At 41.7% G+C, this 19,219-nt stretch carries 16 protein-coding genes; 6 read left to right on the top strand and 10 right to left on the bottom strand.

What is annotated here, in order from left to right; genetic code table 11:
• Positions 1-696: 696 nt before the first annotated feature.
• Positions 697-1,539 (bottom strand): aldo/keto reductase, encoded by an 843-nt coding sequence (locus NFS43_RS17095; RefSeq protein ID WP_251553955.1) that lies wholly within the window; start codon positions 1,537-1,539, stop codon positions 697-699.
• A gap of 105 nt (positions 1,540-1,644) precedes the next feature.
• A complete protein-coding gene (locus NFS43_RS17090; RefSeq protein ID WP_251553954.1) occupies positions 1,645-2,847 on the bottom strand; it encodes an MFS transporter in 1,203 nt (400 codons plus the stop codon).
• Positions 2,848-3,034: 187 nt separating this feature from the next.
• On the opposite strand from NFS43_RS17090, the gene NFS43_RS17085 reads away from it, so the two are divergent.
• The gene (locus NFS43_RS17085; RefSeq protein WP_251553953.1) at positions 3,035-3,406 is read left to right on the top strand and encodes a winged helix-turn-helix transcriptional regulator; all 372 of its coding nucleotides are present in this window, start codon (positions 3,035-3,037) and stop codon (positions 3,404-3,406) included.
• A gap of 40 nt (positions 3,407-3,446) precedes the next feature.
• Here NFS43_RS17085 and NFS43_RS17080 read toward each other — a convergent pair whose 3' ends face one another.
• The 3 genes from NFS43_RS17080 to NFS43_RS17070 all read right to left on the bottom strand — a co-directional run bounded on the left by NFS43_RS17080 (position 3,447) and on the right by NFS43_RS17070 (position 5,797).
• A complete protein-coding gene (locus tag NFS43_RS17080) occupies positions 3,447-3,830 on the bottom strand; it encodes a DUF6157 family protein (RefSeq protein ID WP_338150617.1) in 384 nt (127 codons plus the stop codon).
• A gap of 392 nt (positions 3,831-4,222) precedes the next feature.
• Complete coding sequence (locus NFS43_RS17075) at positions 4,223-4,717, bottom strand: DUF2798 domain-containing protein (protein ID WP_251553951.1); 495 nt, start codon at positions 4,715-4,717, stop codon at positions 4,223-4,225.
• Between the two features lie 162 nt (positions 4,718-4,879).
• On the bottom strand, positions 4,880-5,797 hold the full coding sequence (locus NFS43_RS17070) for a LysR family transcriptional regulator (protein WP_251553950.1): 918 nt from the start codon (positions 5,795-5,797) through the stop codon (positions 4,880-4,882).
• A gap of 122 nt (positions 5,798-5,919) precedes the next feature.
• Between NFS43_RS17070 and NFS43_RS17065 the strand changes: the two genes are divergently transcribed.
• From NFS43_RS17065 to NFS43_RS17050, 4 genes are all read left to right on the top strand, one after another.
• Positions 5,920-7,923 (top strand): YhgE/Pip domain-containing protein, encoded by a 2,004-nt coding sequence (locus tag NFS43_RS17065; RefSeq protein WP_251553949.1) that lies wholly within the window; start codon positions 5,920-5,922, stop codon positions 7,921-7,923.
• Between the two features lie 198 nt (positions 7,924-8,121).
• Positions 8,122-9,075 carry an L-lactate dehydrogenase gene (locus tag NFS43_RS17060; RefSeq protein WP_251553948.1) on the top strand — a complete coding sequence of 318 codons (954 nt, stop codon included), beginning with the start codon at positions 8,122-8,124 and terminating at the stop codon, positions 9,073-9,075.
• Positions 9,076-9,131: 56 nt separating this feature from the next.
• Positions 9,132-10,361 (top strand): MFS transporter, encoded by a 1,230-nt coding sequence (locus NFS43_RS17055; RefSeq protein WP_251553947.1) that lies wholly within the window; start codon positions 9,132-9,134, stop codon positions 10,359-10,361.
• A 218-nt stretch (positions 10,362-10,579) separates the two neighbouring features.
• The gene (locus tag NFS43_RS17050) at positions 10,580-12,238 is read left to right on the top strand and encodes a PAS domain-containing sensor histidine kinase (protein WP_251553946.1); all 1,659 of its coding nucleotides are present in this window, start codon (positions 10,580-10,582) and stop codon (positions 12,236-12,238) included.
• A gap of 80 nt (positions 12,239-12,318) precedes the next feature.
• On the opposite strand, the gene NFS43_RS17045 is transcribed toward NFS43_RS17050, so the two are convergent.
• The 4 genes from NFS43_RS17045 to NFS43_RS17030 all read right to left on the bottom strand — a co-directional run bounded on the left by NFS43_RS17045 (position 12,319) and on the right by NFS43_RS17030 (position 17,350).
• Entirely contained in the window at positions 12,319-13,764 is a 1,446-nt protein-coding gene (locus tag NFS43_RS17045; RefSeq protein ID WP_251553945.1) for a L,D-transpeptidase family protein, read from the bottom strand.
• Between the two features lie 284 nt (positions 13,765-14,048).
• A complete protein-coding gene (locus NFS43_RS17040) occupies positions 14,049-15,191 on the bottom strand; it encodes a WD40 repeat domain-containing protein (protein WP_251553944.1) in 1,143 nt (380 codons plus the stop codon).
• Positions 15,184-16,638, bottom strand: coding sequence for a HAMP domain-containing sensor histidine kinase (locus tag NFS43_RS17035; protein ID WP_251553943.1), 1,455 nt, complete (start codon positions 16,636-16,638; stop codon positions 15,184-15,186). The genes NFS43_RS17040 and NFS43_RS17035 overlap by 8 nt, the downstream gene beginning before the upstream one ends.
• A gap of 16 nt (positions 16,639-16,654) precedes the next feature.
• Positions 16,655-17,350, bottom strand: a complete 696-nt coding sequence (locus tag NFS43_RS17030; RefSeq protein ID WP_251553942.1) for a response regulator transcription factor — start codon at positions 17,348-17,350, stop codon at positions 16,655-16,657.
• A 206-nt stretch (positions 17,351-17,556) separates the two neighbouring features.
• On the opposite strand from NFS43_RS17030, the gene NFS43_RS17025 reads away from it, so the two are divergent.
• Positions 17,557-18,384, top strand: a complete 828-nt coding sequence (locus NFS43_RS17025) for a M15 family metallopeptidase (RefSeq protein WP_251553941.1) — start codon at positions 17,557-17,559, stop codon at positions 18,382-18,384.
• Between the two features lie 87 nt (positions 18,385-18,471).
• Here the strand turns inward: NFS43_RS17025 and NFS43_RS17020 are convergent, their stop codons facing one another.
• Positions 18,472-18,948 carry a DUF4188 domain-containing protein gene (locus NFS43_RS17020; protein WP_251553940.1) on the bottom strand — a complete coding sequence of 159 codons (477 nt, stop codon included), beginning with the start codon at positions 18,946-18,948 and terminating at the stop codon, positions 18,472-18,474.
• Positions 18,949-19,219: the final 271 nt, after the last annotated feature.

The following is a 19,219-nucleotide window of genomic DNA, read 5'->3' as shown; positions in this document are numbered from 1 at the left end:
GGTGAAGGAAAACTGGTTTTTGTCGTCATGAAAGGGTTAAGGCGCCAAAATCGGTGAAGGAAAACTGGTTTTTGTCGCCATGAAAGGATCAAGGCGCCAAAATCGGTGAAGGTAGACTGGTTTTTGTCGTCATGAAAGGGTCAAGGCGCCAAAAACGGTGAAGGAAAACTGGTTTTTGTCGTCATGAAAGGGTCAAGGCGCCAAAAACGGTGAAGGAAAACTGGTTTTTGTCGCCATGAAAGGGTTAAGGCGCCAAAATCGGTGAAGGAAAACTGGTTTTTGTCGTCATGAAAGGGTCAAGGCGCCAAAAACGGTGAAGGGGACCAAGTATTTGTCGCCATGAAAGGATCAAGGCGCCAAAATCGGTGAAGGGGACCAAGTATTTGTCGTCATGAAAGGGTTAAGGCGCCAAAATCGGTGAAGGGGACCAAGTATTTGTCGCCATGAAAGGATCAAGGCGCCAAAATCGGTGAAGGTAGACTGGTTTTTGTCGTCATGAAAGGGTCAAGGCGCCAAAATCGGTGAAGGCAATCAAGTTTGTGTCGTCTCGTGACCGTAAACCAGAAAAAAGAAGGATCAAGGTAACGTAGAAGGGCCCTACGTTACCGTAAATCATGAAAAAGAAGAATCAGGGTCACGTGAAAGGTTCTACGTGACCTTGTTCTATCAGCAGCCAGGAGGCGTTCCCGCACTTTATTAAAAATCAATATTGTCGGGGTCTGGGCCGACTCGGTGATTTTCGTTCAAGGCATTAATTTGATCCATATCTTCTTTCGATAGCGAGAAATCAAATACACTTGAATTCTCAACAATTCGATGCTCCTTAGTGGATTTTGGAATCGTAATCACCCCATTTTGCAAGTCCCAGCGCAGAATGATTTGAGGCACTGTTTTGTGATATTTATCAGCGATTTCCTTTAATGCCGGATGCTCCAATAATTGACCCTGCATCAAAGGGGACCAAGCCTCTAATTGAATTCCGTGTTCAAGGCAGTAGGATTGGACCTCCTTTTGCGTTAATTTTGGATGATATTCGACTTGATTGATCATTGGTTTGATTTCAGCATCCTTCATAAGGTCCTCCAAATGGTGGACTTGGAAGTTGCTGACACCAATCGCCTTAACTCTTCCTTGTTTGTAAAGAGTCTCCAAGGCACGCCATGCCTCTTTAAATTTGCCTTCAACCGGCCAATGAATCAAATATAAATCTAAATAATCAAGACCAAGCTTTTTTAAACTCGTTTCGTAAGCGGCTAGGGTAGACTCATAGCCTAAGTCAGAATTCCACACTTTTGAGGTGATAAATAGCTCCTCTCTTGAAAGGCCTGTCTCTTGCAGCCCTTCCCGGATCGCCTGTCCAACCCCTTCTTCGTTCCCATAAATGGCTGCTGTATCAATACTTCGGTACCCGTGTTTAATGGCAAACTTGACAGCATGGACTAATTCAGGACCTTCTTCCACTTTAAAAACGCCAATGCCAAACCCAGGCATTTGAACACCATTATGCAATGTAACCGTATCTTGTAAGTTATGAATCATTTTGATTATCCTCCAATATTTAAAAATGAAATAAACCTCATCATTCCGTAAAAACTATCACCCCCTTTAAAGAATTGATAGAGTTCCACAAACGGATTCGTACCGTTAAGCCACGCTTTGATGCTGTTTTTGCCGATGTCTTTCAAGTGAGCGGCTCCAGCCTGTAAGTAGAACAGCAGCCGCTACCATTATGGAGCCAATCCATGTGGTATGAATAAGGCCAAGGGAGTCGGTGACCATGCCTCCCAGGAAAGAGCCAATGGCAATCCCAGCATTAAACGCAGCGATATTAATCGCGGATGCCACATCGACCGCTGCCGGCACATAACGCTCAGCTAAAATCACAACATATACCTGCAGCCCTGGCACATTCATAAAGGCCATTAGCCCCATCAAAAAGATGGTGACTAACCCGATGACTTTAAATGGTGCTGTAAACATCAGGATCAATAGGACAATGGCTTGGATGATAAACATATAAAATAACGCTTTAAGCGGGTTCCGGTTTGCCAGCCTGCCGCCGACGGAATTCCCAATGGCAATGGCCACCCCATAAATAAGCAAGATGACGGCCACCGTTTCTGCTTTAAAGCCTGTGACATTCTGCAATAATGGAGCTAGATACGTAAAGACAACAAACGTTCCTCCATAGCCTAAAGCAGTAATAATAAACAGAAGCAGCAAGCGTCCGTTTGTCACTAATTGGAGCTGATCGCTAAATTTGGCAGGCTTCCCTTTCCGCAAATTGGCAGGGACGAGAACACTATTGGCAAATAAGGCAATCACTCCGATAACGGAAATGACGATAAAGGCCACTCTCCAGCCCAGCTGCTGCCCGATAAAGGTACCAAATGGCACACCTGTCACCGTTGCCACTGTCAGTCCGGTGAACATAATCGAAATGGCGCTGGCTCTGCGATTTTCCGGCACTAAATCAGCCGCAATTGTCGAACCGATTGACATGAAGACACCATGCGAAAAAGCAGCAATCACACGGGCCGCAAGTAATATCCCAATGCTTGAAGCGGCTGCCGCAAGACTATTTCCTGCAATAAAAATGACCATAATCCAGATCAGTAACGTTTTCCTTGACATCCTTGATGTGAGTGATGTTAAAACGGGGGCACCAAATGTAACCCCTAAAGCGTATAAAGAAACCGTTAAACCCGCTGTAGTTACAGGGATCTGCAAATCCTTGGAGATTAACGGCAATAAGCCGACACTAATAAACTCTGTTGTACCTATCGCAAAGGCGCTTACGGCTAATGCCAGCAGAGCAAACATACTTTGCTTTCTATTAAAAGACATCATTTCTCCCCCTTTTAATGGTGATAGTGGATAAAGGTACTCCGCAAAAGGAAACTATATTTTTAGGGAATACGTTGAAATCCAACCCGCAAATGCTATTATGGGATACAGGGAAGTTTAATGGAAGTACGCACTTTAAAGTGATATAGGTACTTTTTAGTGCCTATCAATTCAGGAGGAAATCATCATGAAGAAAAAGAAGTACAATATATCGGTTGAAGCGACACTTGAAGTAATCGGGGGAAAGTGGAAGTGTGTGATTTTATGCCATCTGACCCACGGAAAAAAGCGGACCAGTGAATTGAAGCGCCTGATGCCTGATATTACCCAAAAGATGTTAACCCAGCAGCTGCGGGAACTAGAGGAGGATGGAATCATTAATCGGATCGTCTATAATCAAATCCCTCCAAAAGTGGAGTATGAATTAAGCGAGTATGGCTGGAGTTTAAAAAGCATCCTGGATGCCCTTTGTTCCTGGGGGGAAAACCATATTACGAAGGTATATGGGGACAAGTTTTCGGTTTTAGAAGAGAATGTATTGAATGAACATTTAAAGTAAGAGAATGAACGGGGGTGGCTGGGATGTCCATCCCCGCGTTTTATTTCTTCCTTTTGGAGCGCATGCCCTTTAGTTTTGCTGTGTTTTCCTGATGGAGCAGCTGCTCATAAGTGTCACTGTTCACCTCATAAATGGCTATTTTTCCATGTTCGTTGTAATGGATGCCCCAGCCAGAATTTTTTACCAAGGGTGAGGCTCTAAAGCAGGCTTTTGGCTTGGAGAAATATGGTTCCCACAGTTCGCCGGTATTTTCTGAATCTATTTGGTTCTTGATTAGATACGTCTTAAACTGGACTTCTTCTTGGGTGTATGGATAGGGATGATGTTTGATTAACTCATATTCAATCGAAGCAATGGTTGGTTTTCCATTCTTTGCGAGAGGTATCCTAGCAGAGGTTACATTTGAATCGTCAGAAATGGTTATAAAGGTGTTTTATAGATCATTTTACTACCACTTTGCATTTATTAGATATTAACACATGTGGGATATTTTTACATATATACATTGCTTCTTTCTATGAAGGTTCCTAACGACTGAAGTCAGAAGAAAATCAGGTCAACGGTCATTTAGAAGGATCCATAACGACCGAGGTGTAAGGAAAATCCAGGCTATGGTCGTTTAGAGTAAAAGAGCTCCGAAAAAAAGACGTATCCTTTATACTTGTTTTATAGGGGAAATATGTAATATCAACTAAAAAAGAGCACCTGAACAACTGATTCAAGCACTCTTCTTACTATTGTATTCATAGTCAAAAAGACTGTCTTTTACATTGCTGAAACGAGGAAATGTACCTCAAAAGCGTTTTTATAAAAAATTTATGCACTCTCTTGGTAAGCCTGTTTTGCGTGAACTTTTTTCATCGCAAATCTTGCTATTGGCTGGGCAATCATCAGCTCAATCCAAAATGCGACACCAAAATTTCGAAACCAGCTATGAAAGAAGTGCTGGAAAGGTGCCAGACTTATCTGTCTCGTACCAACCCATGTTCCTATGATGGTGAGAAGAATCGATAAGACCGTAACATTCAAGAAGGTATTTAATAACACTCGGGCATTAAACCCATCTGTTTGCCCCGCGAATTTTGGCATGACCTTTCCCACTAACGGTCCCGCCACCAATCTGACTAACAGCACAACGATGATCCACATATACGGAATAATCTTTAGTGTTTCTAAATAATGCTCTTTACTGAAGCCTCGTTCCAACCCCATAATAATTGGGGCGATGGTGTTGACAGAAATAATGGAAATGATCAATAAAAATAATATGCCTTCTTTTGCATTTTGAGGAAGCCGATCTTCCTTATACATACTTTTCCCTCCGAAAATAAATTTTCAGATGGCAGACGTATCTTGCGACATATATTTTTGGCCAGTAAAACCACTGCCAATATCTCTACACACACTGATTTAATCATTATAACAACTTTTTTAATCGTTGATAAATAATTTTTTTGAAGGATTTGTTTTCCTTCAGGAGAAGGAGCCTCTTTTATGACTATAAAGCTTAGTGGATAGTGCGCAAAAATATGATTTTGTAAACTCTCTGAATTGCTGTGCGGCTCCCGAGAGATATCTTCTTTCCGACCACGCAATCCCGATGGTCCTGCGGCAATTCGGTTCTGTCAGGTGAAGCTTATCCGGGAAGCGGGCTGATTGATGAAGCAAGGTAATTTCCGGGATAAACGCGACACCCAGCCCCTGTTCCACCAAATCCCCAATAACGGTGGGATCATCCCCTTCAAAGGCGATATGCGGCTCGAACCCAGCCGTCTGGCAAAACTGATCCGTTAAATCACGGAAACCGTAACCCGTATGCATACTGATGAACGACTCATTTTTGGCCTCTGCTAACTTGATTGCACTCCGGCCGGAAAAAGGGTGGCCAGGAGGAACGATTAGATAAATTTCTTCAGTCATTAACGGTTCCCAAACGATATCTGGACCTTCAATGGGAACAGATGAAATGCAGTAATCTAACTTCCCTTCCGAAAGCTCCATTTGAATCGACGATATCGGCTGCAGGAATTGCTGGAAGGTCACATCCGGAAATTGAGACAGAAAACCACGCAGAAGGTCTGGCAGAACCCTTGGGATCGTCACAGACAGCGTCACCTTGTTTTCATGTTGATTGGATCGCTCCAAAAGCTCCCTTCTTCCTTCATTCAGCTCCAAGAAAACCTGATCGACCCGCTTTAAAAACACCTTTCCAAATTCATTTAGCTTGATCTGCCTATGTTCTCGGCTGAATAAGGGAACCCCCAAATCCTCCTCCAGCCTGGATATCGTTTTGCTGAGCGATGGCTGGGCGATATTAAGCTCCATCGCAGCTTTGGTCATATGCTCATGTCTCGCTACAGTCTGAAAGTATTTTAATTGTAAAAGTTCCATTCCTCATTGTCCTTTCAAAGATAGACTCAAGGCTATTTTTTTATATGCAATAATGTATTATACAATATGGAAAAAATTAATTACTATATATAAGTTGAAAATATAATAAAGGAAGTGAGAGTTTGAAGGGAATACAGCTGATTAAGCGCGATTTATTGGGGATGTGGAAGCATCCGCACGGACGGATTGCATTAATTTTTCTGATTATCGTACCTTTAATCTATTCCGGTTTCTTTTTAGCTGGATATTGGAACCCATATGGGAATTTAGATGACCTGCCCGTGGCGGTCGTTAACCATGATCAGGGAGCTGTCATGGGAGATGACCATATTGAAGCGGGGCAGGATTTTGTAAAGGAATTAAAGAAAAACAAGGAACTGGAATTCCATTTTGTTTCAGATGAAAAAGCCAGTCAGGGATTAAAGGGAGGCACTTACTATATGGTCCTTACCATCCCAAAGGATTTTTCAAAAAATATCAGCACACTCATGGATGACCATCCGGTTCATGCTAAGCTGATGGCTAAGACAAATCCTGGGAAAAACTTTGTCGCCTCGCAGATCAGTTCCACCGCTGTGGAGAAAATGGATGAGAAAATCTCAAAAAGCATCACAAAAACCTATGCGGAGAGCGTCTTTTCAAAATTCAGTGAGCTGGCAGCAGGACTGAAGGATGCAGGCGATGGAGCAGGGGAGCTTCATGACGGCATAGATGAAGCCAAAAATGGCATGGTCAGTCTTGGTGATGGCTTTGATCAGCTGGGCCAAGGGTTGAATGAGTTAACTACGGGCAGCAATAAGCTTCTAATAGGGGAAGAAACGTTATCTTCCGGTGCTGCCGAACTGGAAAAAGGATCTCAATCCTTATCCGCAGGTTTGGGTCAGCTGACTGCCGGCCTGGGTACTATCCAAACAGGGGAGGAGCAGGTTGCGGCTGGGACCAAACAATGGTCAGCCGGAAATGACAAGCTGCTTCAAGGACAAACGAAGACAAAGGAGGCAGCTCAACTTCTCCAGGAGCAAATCAGTGCTTATAGCCAGTCACACCCTGAAGCAGGTCAGGATCCGGAATTCCACAAGCTTGAAGAAATAGCCGGCCGTTTAGCGGCATCGACGGCAGAGCTTCAGGCCGGACAAACGCAGCTGGCGCAGTCCGCTGCGGATTTAGCAGCCTGCCAGGAAAAAGTTAATTCAGGCCTTGGCCAATTTTCTGCCAAGCTTGGCGAAGCAGCAGCTGGGGCCAGCGAACTGGCCGCAGGTACCGCCAAATTCAATGATGGTTTCATAGAGTGGGGCCAAGGGTATGCCTCGCTGAACAGCGGAATAAGCAAAGCGTTCAGCGGGATTCAGCCGCTAAAAGAAGGCACGGATCAAATAATGGATGGACTGGGGCAATTGTCTGATGGATCCAAGACCCTTTCCTCCAAATTAAACGATGCCGCTGAACAAACAGCCGGCATCCGAAATAGTGACTCCTTAACGGATATGTTTTCCGAACCGGTCCTGCTGAGAGAGACAAGCGTTTCGAATGTTCCTAACTATGGTTCGGGAATTGCTCCTTATTTCTTGTCCCTTGCTTTTTATGTAGGAGGGATTATGGCCTCTAACATCCTTCCGCTTGGAAGGAGACAGGAACCAATTGTCAATGGTACCCACCATCTGATCAATAAGCTGGGATTGGTTTATACGATTGGATTTATTCAAGCGATCATCGTCGATGCCATTGTTCTAAGTGTGTTTAAACTGGAGGTGGCAAGTGTTCCATTATTTGTCCTCTCAAGTATCATTGTGTCCTTCACTTTCATGACCTTTATTTTGATGCTGATTACCGTATTTGGGCTCGTAGGAAAGTTTTTGGCGGTTACGTTCCTTGTGTTCCAGCTGGCAACATGCGGCGGCACCTTCCCAATGGAGCTGGGTAATCCGGTATTAAGCAAGATAGGGCAATGGATGCCAATGGCGCATTCCCTTCAAAGCCTTCAAGAGGTCATTTCGTTGGGGAATTGGCATGAACTGCAAACCCAATTATTCATTTTGGTCATCTATCTCGGGGGCGCGGGAATCATTTCCTGGGTGGTCAGCCATATCCAGCATAAGGATCTGCCACTCCAAAAATCGCTTACGTAAGCTTCACCAAAAACGGGGATTTTTCCCCGTTTTTTTCTATTTAAAAAAATTCATTTTTTGTTCAAATTTTATGTGAAACATTTCACAAAGTTTGTGTTAAACTAACGTTGTCAACATGATAATAGTTAAAACATGGATAACAGCATTAGATCTAGATTTTTCAAAAAAAGAGTACAATTTTGAGGGGAGACTTTCATCATGAATATAGGAAAAGTAAATCGTGTCGTATTAATTGGTACTGGAGCAGTGGGATGCAGTTATGCGTACTCCATGATTAATCAAGGAGTTGCAGAAGAATTAGTTCTTATTGATGTGAATGATTCAAAAGCGGAAGGTGAAGTAATGGACCTGAACCACGGAATGCCATTCTCACCTTCCCCAATAAAAATCTGGGCTGGGACCTACCAAGATTGCGAAACGGCCGACCTTGTTGTGATTACAGCAGGATTAGCTCAAAAACCAGGTGAAACCAGGCTGCAATTAGTCGAGAAGAACACGAAAATCTTTAAACAAATCGTCCACAACGTGATGGCTAGCGGCTTTGACGGCATATTCCTAGTGGCAACCAATCCAGTCGATATTTTAACCTATGTCACATGGAAAGAATCCGGCCTTCCAAAAGAACGCGTTATCGGTTCTGGTACGGTTTTAGACTCTGCCCGTCTTCGTTTCAACCTTGGGCAGTATTTCGATGTGGATACAAGAAATGTCCATGCCTATATTATTGGAGAGCACGGCGATACAGAGCTGCCGGTTTGGAGCAGTACCTCTATCGGAGTCGAAAAGCTTGAAACCGTCCTTGCCAAGAAAAATGATCTGAAAAAAGAATGCTTAGACAAGATCTTTGTAAATGTACGTGACGCTGCCTATCACATCATTGAAAGAAAAGGCGCTACCTATTACGGAATCGGGATGTCGCTGGTCCGGATTACCAAAGCGATCTTAAACAACGAAAACTGCATCCTGACAGTGTCCGCTCATCTTGATGGCCAATATGGCCACCATGATGTCTATATTGGAGTGCCTGCTGTCATAAACCGCGGCGGCATTCGTGAAGTCATTGAAATGGAATTGACTGAAAAGGAAAAAGAACAATTTGATCATTCCGTTTCAGTCCTAAAACAAACCATGCAGCCGCTGGAATTGGCGTAAGTTTTTATAAAAATATCGGGTATCTTATGATACTGATTATGTAAGAAGGGTGAATAATGGAACCAGGTATCGATACAAAAAAAGGATACTTCATGATGGCTGTATTATGGATGGCTTATGTGACCTTTGCCATGAACTGGGTGGCCGGATCCTCCTTGACGCCGCAAATTACCGCCGCCTTTTTTGACGGGCCGGTCAATCCGCTTATTTCACAATTAGTCAATTATTCGATTACAACGGCCCGCGTATTTGCGAACATTTTAGCAGCCGTTGTCTTGATGAAATTAGGCCCTAAAAAAGCAGCAGGCACGGCGATCGGCCTGTTAATGATGGGGCTTGTGGCGATTTATCTGCCAAACTATTGGGCTTACACAGCTGCGAGGATGGTAATGGCCGTTGGCGGTTCAATGGTTATCGTCTATATGAATCCCGTTGTGGCCCACTATATGACAAACTCAAAAATCAAACTGCGCTTGAACGCGGCCAATACGGTTGCCTATAATGCGGGTGCTTTTATCGTCGCCGTATTATTTACGGCTTTTGCCAAGCAAATGGTGGTTAACTGGCGTCTAACGTTAACCTTTTTTGCCTCATTAACCGTTTTGTTTTTTATTGGATGGCTTTGGAAAGCGGAGACTTTTGAAACGAAGGACGATCCAAAGGGAAAAATGGAGGCTTACGGATATAAAGATGCGCTAAAGGATGGATTTATCTGGCGTTATGGCATGGCATTTGCCTCTTTTTTAACCTTATATGTTTTATCGCTTGTGAGCTTTAAAGCGATTTTTGATCAATATACCTTATTAAACGGTTCCGTTACGAACTTATTGATTTCTGGTTTTGGCATTTTGGGGACATTTGCTGGGATTTGGATTGGCAATAAAGGAGTGCCGCGAAAGCCTGTGCTTGTGGTCAGCGGGATTGTCATGGTGGGAGCATTTGCCTTAGCATTACTGTTTGCTAATAAAATGCCATTATTTTCCTACACGTTGATTGCCATTTCTGGATTGGCGATGTATATTCAGTACCCAATCTTTTTAAATCTCCCTCACGAATTAAAGGGGATGACACCACAAAGATTGACGATCATGTTTGGTTTATTCTGGGCATTGGCTTATGCCGGACAGACTATAGCGACCATTGTTTGGAGCTATATTTTAGGCAAGGCAGGCTACGCACCGGCGATGATTTTCTTTATTGCTGTCTCAAGCCTCTACATCTTCTTGGCAGCTACTTTACCGGAAACAAGACAGAAAGCAGCTGAGAGCATCAGGAAAGCGGCCTAATGGAAAGCATTGAAAATAAAAAAGTAAAATACAAAACTGCGGTCTTTTCTCGGTATCCAGTATAGGAAAAGGCCGATTTTTTTGGTCCCATTTATAAAAGGGAGCCAATGATTTCCAAAAGAAAAACCTGCCGGGAATATGGTAACATAATGAGGGTCAGCAAGTTCAAAACTGTAAATTCAAAAAAGAATCTTTTAATAAAATAAGGGGTTTAAATAGTGAAGTACACCGGGAGGCTATGGCTAGCCGGGCTTGTATTGTTATCCGGCGCCATTTTTAAAATAAATGCTTATTTAACATTAGGGCATGTTCCTTTAACGGAATGGATCATCAACGCGATTTTTATCTATCCCGCCTGGTGGTGTGGATGGCAATACGATAAAGCAAAATATTACGCCAAAGAAATAAAGAAAAAAGATGAGGATTTCAACCAAATTTTTAATAGCGTAGATGTTGTTATTTATTCTTTTGACCTCGTTGAAAATAAAACAATGGTTTCGTCCAAAATCCAAAATCTATATGGATATCCCGCTAATGAATTCAAAGATAATCATCGGTTCTGGAAAGAGGTAGTCGTCCAAGAAGATAGAGAGATCATTCGGCAATTGGAGCAGGATTTATTAAAAGGAAAGGACGTCATGAGTGAATACAGAATCGTGCTGCCCACTGGGGAAACCAAGTGGATCCAGAAGCGCGCTACCCCTATTTTCAATTCTGCTGGAAACCTCGTGAAAATCAATGCGGTGGACATTGATATTACCCACCGCAAACAAGTGGAAGCCTTGCTTAAGCATACGCAAGAACAAAACCGCAGACTATTGGAAAAACGGTTAGAGGAATCGGAACAGCGCTTTACATCCTTGTACGTTCATAATTCCGACGCGATTTTCACCCTTAATCTAGAGGGAGAGTTAATGGACACGAACCCGGCGACGGAAAAATTAATCGGCTATACGCTGGAGGAGCTCCAAAAAACGGGCTGGGATTCCATTGTGATTCCGGAGGACCGCTTAAGGCATAAACAGCATTATCATGATGCCAAAGAAGGAAACCCCCAGGAATTTACGGTCTCCATGTTTCATAAAAATGGCGGAAAAAGAATCGCAGATATCAAGATGATCCCGATCATTAATGAGAATGAATTTATCGGCATCTATCAAATTGCTAAAGATACGACGGAATCAAAATTAGCGGAAGAAATGCTAAGAAGATCCGAAAAGCTATCAGCAGTAGGGCAATTAGCGGCCGGAGTGGCCCATGAAATTCGGAATCCATTAACGACTCTTAAAGGCTTTGTTCAATTTCTTAAATCAGACATTAATCATCAATACGTCGATATTATGTTGACGGAGTTAGACCGAATAAATTTGATTGTCAGTGAGTTTCTGATTTTGGCAAAGCCGCAGGGAATCAGGTACGAGTTAAAAGATGTCATTCAGATTCTTACGAGTGTAATTTCTTTACTAGACACACATGCCATTATCAAAAATGTCCATATCCGTCTCGAGAATGAGCTGGAAAATCCGGTTATCTCCTGTGAAGAGAACCAATTAAAGCAGGTCTTTATTAATCTTCTCAAAAATGCCATTGAATCGATGGAGCACGGCGGGGAAATTACGGTGAAGATCAATAGTGTTCATCATGAGATGATTAGGATCGCTGTTATCGATCAAGGAGGAGGAATACCGGAGCAGCAAATTGCCCGGCTTGGCGAGCCTTTTTATACGACAAAGGCAGATGGAACGGGGTTAGGGTTAATGGTTTGCTATCGAATTATTGAAACCCATGGCGGCAGGATGAAAATTTCCAGCGAGCTGAACAAAGGCACAACCGTTGAGGTTTGTTTGCCCTGCCATCATCAATTTGCAGCAGAATAGAGGCCTGCCAGAAAGCATCGCCCATAAATGTAAAAAAAACAGGAAATCCGTAACGATTTCCTGTTTTTAATAAATGACGGTTAGTAGATGACAACTGGTTCATAAGTGCTGAGATTTTCATACACGGTTTTCATGACGCTTGGCGGCGTATTGACGCAGCCATGCGATCCGTCTGTCAGATAGGCGTTACTTGACCAGTTTTTCCGCCAGCTGGCATCGTGGAATCCTTGCCCATCATTTGTAAATGGTGCCCAATAATCGACTTTTACTTCATAACTTGGTTGTCCGCCGAGTTCTCTGCCGGTCAGTGTGGAAGGTGATCGTTTATAGAGGATATACCACACTCCCTTGGATGTATCATTGCCAGTGCTGTGTTTGCCGGTTACGACATTTGATGTGACGACTAATTGTCCATTTTTATAGATCCAAATCCGCTGTTCGGAAAGCGATACTTCCGCATACGTATCGCCAATGCCGTTATTGGCGGTCGTATCATAACCGAATCCTTCCCCTTTCCAGCCATTACCGATAATACTAGACGCCGCAAGCGATTTTTCTCCGTTTTCAAAAGCCTTCAGAACCTGAGCGGTCTCTTTTTCCTCATCCAATGCCCAGCCATAGCCTTGTCCCTTGACGGACACAACGGCACCGGAGTGGGTTTTGAAGTTGAAGTTCTTGTTTAACGTGGATTGGGCCTCATTAATTTCAGCAATTTTTTTCTTTATATCAGCCGAATCAATGGTTACTTTCAAATCTTGTGTCACTGTGGCATTTTTAATTAATTCACTGGCGCTTAATGTATGCACTTTATCCTGTACCTTATATTCAACGGTTTGTTTCAGGAGCTCCTCCAGCTTTTTCTGTTCATTTTGGACGATGTCACTGTCTTCTTTAATAGGTTGGATATAAACAGGCTTTAGATGAATTTCACTGGTATATTCCTGTTTTTCGTATTCCTTTAAAAGACGGCCGACATCATACTGGTCCCCGTTTATGGCGGGACTGACCTTAATTTCCCCTTCCTCCAAATAGGCTAGGGCATCTTGAGGCGCGGTCAAATTCTGATTCAGGGATAGCAGCTTTTCTTCGACTTGCTTTTTTAAGGTTTGACTGCGATAGTCATCCAGATTGCTTGGCATGATGGAATAATTTTTTTCCTTTGAGGAAGGAAAGAACGTCCACTGTTTTTTTAATAATTCTTTCACGCTTGGCAGATCTTTTTCCGTGAAGGACATTTTCATGTCTTTGCCATCTATGATTTGCTGGCCGCCAACATAGACAGTGTTTTTCAGCACGGTTGAAGTTAATTTTTTTAGTGCCTTATCAGAAGTAAGACCGCCGACGTTTGTGCCGTTTATCTTAATATTGGAATTAAAGTGGGTTGCCTGATAATAGCTGATTCCCCCGATTATAAGTGCAATGACGATGATAATGGCGCTGACAAGCTTCCAATTCACAGGACGCTTGGATGTCTTTGTCCTTTTTCTGCTAAGTTCCTCCATTGCTTGATTTACTGCTGTTTCCATTTTGTTTATCCATCCCCCGATTACCTGGTAATCCAGCTAAATTACGTCTTTCGACCTTATCCTTTTTTATTAAAAAACTATTACCTATTTTACTCTTTTATTACATTTATCACTACTATTCTACTAAATTTTATCCAGTGAAAGTTCATTTTCTAGAAAATTGTTAAAAAATAGGAAGGAAGACATAAATATAGACGATCAATTGTAAGTTTTTGTTTCAAAAATTGACAAGACTTTCCTGATTTTTTTTATCAGTAAATCCCCTCAGTCGTACGTGTTCGTTATCAATCAGAAAGAAAGGTAAACCTGTAAATGCTGCTCTCATTAATTTGGTCGCTGATACAGAAGAGCGTATTTCCACTCTGGCTCCATTTGATAAAACTGCAATACTCTAGGCCTCTGTATAGGACTTCATCATAATTAATTGTATCCTTTTTTAACATAGCGGCATGTAAATTGTCCCCATTTTCAACCATTGTATAGGCCAATTTTCCGTCCGGGTTAATGTCAAAATTATTAATCGTTCCATGGATTAAGTGTTTATACTTTTGGGTAGAGGGGTTAAGCAGAAATAGACCTTTTTCTCCTTTGATACTGCCTGACAGCAAGAGATTTCCATCGGCTAAAGGAACAAGCTTGGTAATCGCCCCATCAAAATTGATAACTTTCATCAGGGTATTGTTTTTTAAATGGACACTGTAAATCCCCGTCCCTTCAGCGGAATACCCCATGAAATAAACCTTGTTTCCATCTGGAGAAAAAATAAAATTGAACAGTTTTACGGTTTGCAAGGCTTTAGCCAGTTTATATAGCTCAGAAGAGGCCTCTCCCCTATTAATTAGTTCTTTTCTCTCTTCCGTATTAATATCATTAATAAATATGGTACCGTTCTGTTCACCGACATAGTGAGTATTATCATTGGAAAATTTCCAAGGAAAGCCGGTAAAGGTTTTAGTAATTTGCTTTGTTTGTAGATCATATAAATGGGTTTTTGTCATTTCAGTAGAATGATCGAAGGAGGAAAATAGCAATATTTTCCCATCAGGTGAAACGGTCAAGCCATTGTAGAGATGATCATAGATCATCTCCTTGGAATGATTAGTCGTATTAAGCTTGTAAAGGATATTTTGGTCAGCCTGTTTGCCATCTCTATTAGCAGTGCTAAATAGAATAGATTGATCATCCACAACAGCAGGACTCCAAATCGGATAGGGTGTGTTTAATTTGGAGACATCTTCAAGTTTGGGATTCATATCATCATTTGTTGGACTACTTGTTTGAAACAGGCTTTTATTTAACACGAAGGTTTCTGTTTTTTTTAATCCATAAAAATGATTGAAACTCATGAAACCTACTATAAAAATAGCTAGTATGAAGACAAAGAAAATAGGTCCATTCCATTTCTTTTTAAATCTCAAGCTACTCATGATTCTCTCCTTTAAACTGGATCTCCACTTCAGTTCCTGTGTGGATTTTACTCTTTAATTGAATGGTACCGTTATGCTTTTCAACAATGCTTTTTACAATAGATAATCCTAAACCTGCACTTCCTTTTTCTCTTCCAGGCTTTGCGGCAATTCTGTAAAACGGCTGAAATAAGTGATCAATTTGTTCAACAGGGATTCCTTCACCCTGATCGATCACTTTTAATGTAATGGTATTTCCCTCTTGAAAGACGATCACACGGATAGTGGAGTTCACATTTCCGTATTTTATAGAGTTATCAAGTATATTGATAAGGACTTCCTTTAATTTATCCCTATCTCCTACGACATAAAGATGATCCTGAATGTCACAATCGATTCTAATATGATATTTCTTCGATTTCAGGCGCATTTCATCAGAGGTTTCACTAACCAGAAGCGATAAGTCTACCTTCTGAAAATAGTAGGTGAAATCATTGGAAGTCCCTTTAGAAAGCTCAATGATTTCCATTACCATTTGTGTGAGCCTGTTGCTTTCTTTGATGATATACGAGGTCCCCTTGTCAAAAAACTCCTTATCGGAAAAACCATTTTCCTGCAAAACTTGGGCATAGCCTAGAATGGTTGTCAGAGGCGTTTTCAGCTCATGTGTAACATTGTCAAAAAAAACTTTATTTTGGGCCTGGGATTCTCTTAATGCATCTCTGTCCAATTCAATGATCTCGATTTGTTCTTTAATCCTTAATGCCATTTTTTTAAACCTGCCAGCAAGTTCTCCAATTTCATCCCGTGAGTAAACGCCAATATCGAGGTCGAAATTTCCGGCAGATATTTGCTCTGTACTTTTTGTGAGCTTACTAATAGGATTCGTAATTTTCCTTGAAAGAACCATGGAGGTTATAAAAATGATGATAAAAATAAGAATGGCAAAAATTGTAATCGTGTTTTGAAACTTGCGATCATATTGATACTGTTCCGTATAGTTTTTGCTGTATCTCATAATTCCAAGAACCTGCTGATTGGTCTCAATTGGAAAGGAGAGTGTCACGATTACTTTATTTTTTGAAAAATTCACCGAATACGCTGTTTTTCCATGGATCGCTTTTGTTAAGTCTTCGTTGGATAAATTTGTTGCCCTCAAACGAGAGGACAAGTTATTTCCGCTGGCATCATAAATGGATATATCACTGCCAATCTGGCTGCTTAAAACATTAGAAATATTCATAGCCTCTGATTCAAGGGAGGTTTTGCTTATATCGGTATCTTTTATTAAAAAGTATTGCTTCAAATAAATATCCAATGTGTTTTTTACTTCGATCATGTCTTTTTTAATCATTTGCGAGGTGTTCTGTTCTGTTATTTTGTTAGCAGCAAAAAGAAGAGAGGTAAGGCCAATAAAGGTTACCATGGAAAGGGATAAGAGCATTTTATGGTGTAAGGAATAGTTCATATGGGTCGATCCCTTTCTATATCAACTTGTAGCCGATTCCGAATACGGTTTCAATGATGGATGTATCTTTTCTTTCATCCAGCTTTTTTCTCAATCGCTGAACATGTATATCGACAGTCCGAGTATCTCCAGTAAAATCATAGCCCCAAACTTTATCCAACAATTCAGCCCTGGAAAACACCCTGCCTTTATGATCCGCCAAGAAAATAAATAAATCGTACTCTTTATTCGTAAAATCCACTCTGATTCCGTTTTTTACTACTTCTCTTTTCTCCTTAAAAATTTCAATCCCATGCCCAAGCTGAAGAGCATTAAACTCATTTGCTTCTATCGCTTCTGAAATCAACTCGATTCTTCGAAAAATTGCTTTGATTCGAACAAGTACCTCCCGTAAATCGAAGGGCTTTGTTATATAATCATCGGCCCCTAATTCCATTCCAAGAATTTTGTCAAAGGTATCTGATTTGGCGGTAATCATAATGATGGGTACAGGATGTTCTTTTGTAACTTTTTTACATATATCAAAGCCGCTCATATCTGGAAGCATCAAATCCAATAGGATTAAATCGGGTTTATACTCTGCAATCATTTGCAAGCCTTCCTCTCCAGTGAAAGCAGCCTTCGTACCAAAGCCCTCTTTCCTGAGTGAATAGGAAAGCAAATCAGAAATAGACTGTTCATCTTCTATGATCAGTATTTTTTTAGTTTCCATTGTGTCTCCGTCCTCCCGTGCTAATCCCATCATATACTTTTTTATTTTTCCCGCCTATGGAATGGAGTATGAATTTACAAGTTAGATACAACTGCTAGAAGGGCTGAAACAACCACGGACTATAATCAAACAAAAGCAGGGTTGAAACTGGCTGACTACTCTATTTTTTTCGGATTTAAGAGATTAATAAAGGAGGAGAAAAGAGGATGAAAAAAATATTGACGGCAGTAGTAGGGATGACTTTTTTGTTATGTTACTTAGGATGGGAAAATTCCGGACATACCTTTGATACAAAGCCTTCATCCATTGTAAACAAAATCTCAAGAGACGAGAAACGAGTAAAAGAATCCATCTCCGATGCTGCTATGGAAGCTAATGGGAAGGCAAGTGACGATGAAAAAATGATTTCTGCTGACACCAATGGAGCGGAAGGAGTAGCAGCATTCACTGATCCTTCCAGTCTGCTGGTATTAGTAAACAAACAGTACGGACTTCCTGAAGAATATAGACCAAGGGATCTCGTATATCCGGATGTACCATTCCTATTTTCGGATAAAATAGACAAGCGCAAAATGAGGGAAGAAGCAGCGAAAGCATTGGAGCAATTATTTTCAGGGGCAAAAGAGGATGGGATTTCCCTAATGGGAGTATCGGCTTATCGTTCCTATAAAACACAAACAGATCTATTTGATTACTATGTCCATAGGGAAGGGGAAAAGGCAGCAGAGACATTCAGTGCCTTTCCAGGTCATAGTGAGCATGAAACAGGTCTTGCCATTGATGTGACGGGGGGCGATGGCAGATGTGCGGCAGAAGACTGTTTTGCCGATACAGAAGCAGCAAAGTGGCTGGCTGAGCATGCTCATGAATATGGCTTCATTATCCGATATCCGGAGGGGAAGGAGCAGATTACGGGCTATAAATATGAACCCTGGCATATTCGATATGTGGGAAAGAAAAGTGCAAAGGAAATGGCGGAAAGAGGAATCACTCTTGAAGAATTCCTTACTCCCGAGCAGACAGGAGCCAAATAAAAGGTATCTCGCAAAAATTATTTATAGAGAACAGTGATGAGTGCTATTTGCTGTTTTTACTTGGCATCTGAGCCTGGTCTTAGCGGCTTAGGGAAGATTCAGCCGCTTCTGAGCGGCATTTCGTTTCTCGGTAATCGGGATATGCTCCAATGCTTTTCCGAGACCATAGAGGGGCATGTTCCCATAAATCGTTTCATAATCGCCATTTTTAACCTGATAGGTCTCGTGATAGATGCCGACAGCATCATTATTGCCCACTTTTTTATTAAAATTTTTCCAGGCTTTCAAGTGTTTCTCATTTCTTGCATAGCTAAGCAGATCATCAATGGAACGCCAATATTGAATCATAACCGTTGTTCTAAGGCCAAAAAAGCTTTCCATGGACAAGAAGCCTAAATCCTCTTTGTTCGTATAAAGCTCTTTAATCATCCCGGGCATGGCATTAAATACTGGCAGCCATTTATGAAGTGCCAATCGTTTGTTGACTCTCATTCCAATAAGAAAGACAACAACGTCCTCCTTATTTTCCGTTGTGTAGCGGCCCGTATAAATCTGTTTCGCCATGTTGATTCCTCCCCGTTTTTAATTGACTCAAGGGCAGCGGTGTACCAGTCTTTGGCCGCCCTTAATAAAATCTAATGTGAAAATTAGGTATAGGATACTGCGTTTTTTGGAAAAAGTGGAAGGGTGAACATTGTTTTTTAGGATGCGTAAAGCAAGGGGACTGATTTTACATTTATATGTTCAATGGAACGCAGTGATGACCAGCAGCATAGGGAGCAGCGCCAAAAGCCCGTGAAGCCGAAAAAAGAGCAAACAGGGTAAATAGGAGCTG

The sequence above is a fragment of the Neobacillus muris genome, assembly GCF_943193175.1.
GTDB lineage: Bacteria > Bacillota > Bacilli > Bacillales > Cytobacillaceae > Neobacillus > Neobacillus muris.
Note: the sequence above shows the minus strand (reverse complement) of the source record. Positions and strands in the feature narration are given on the sequence as shown.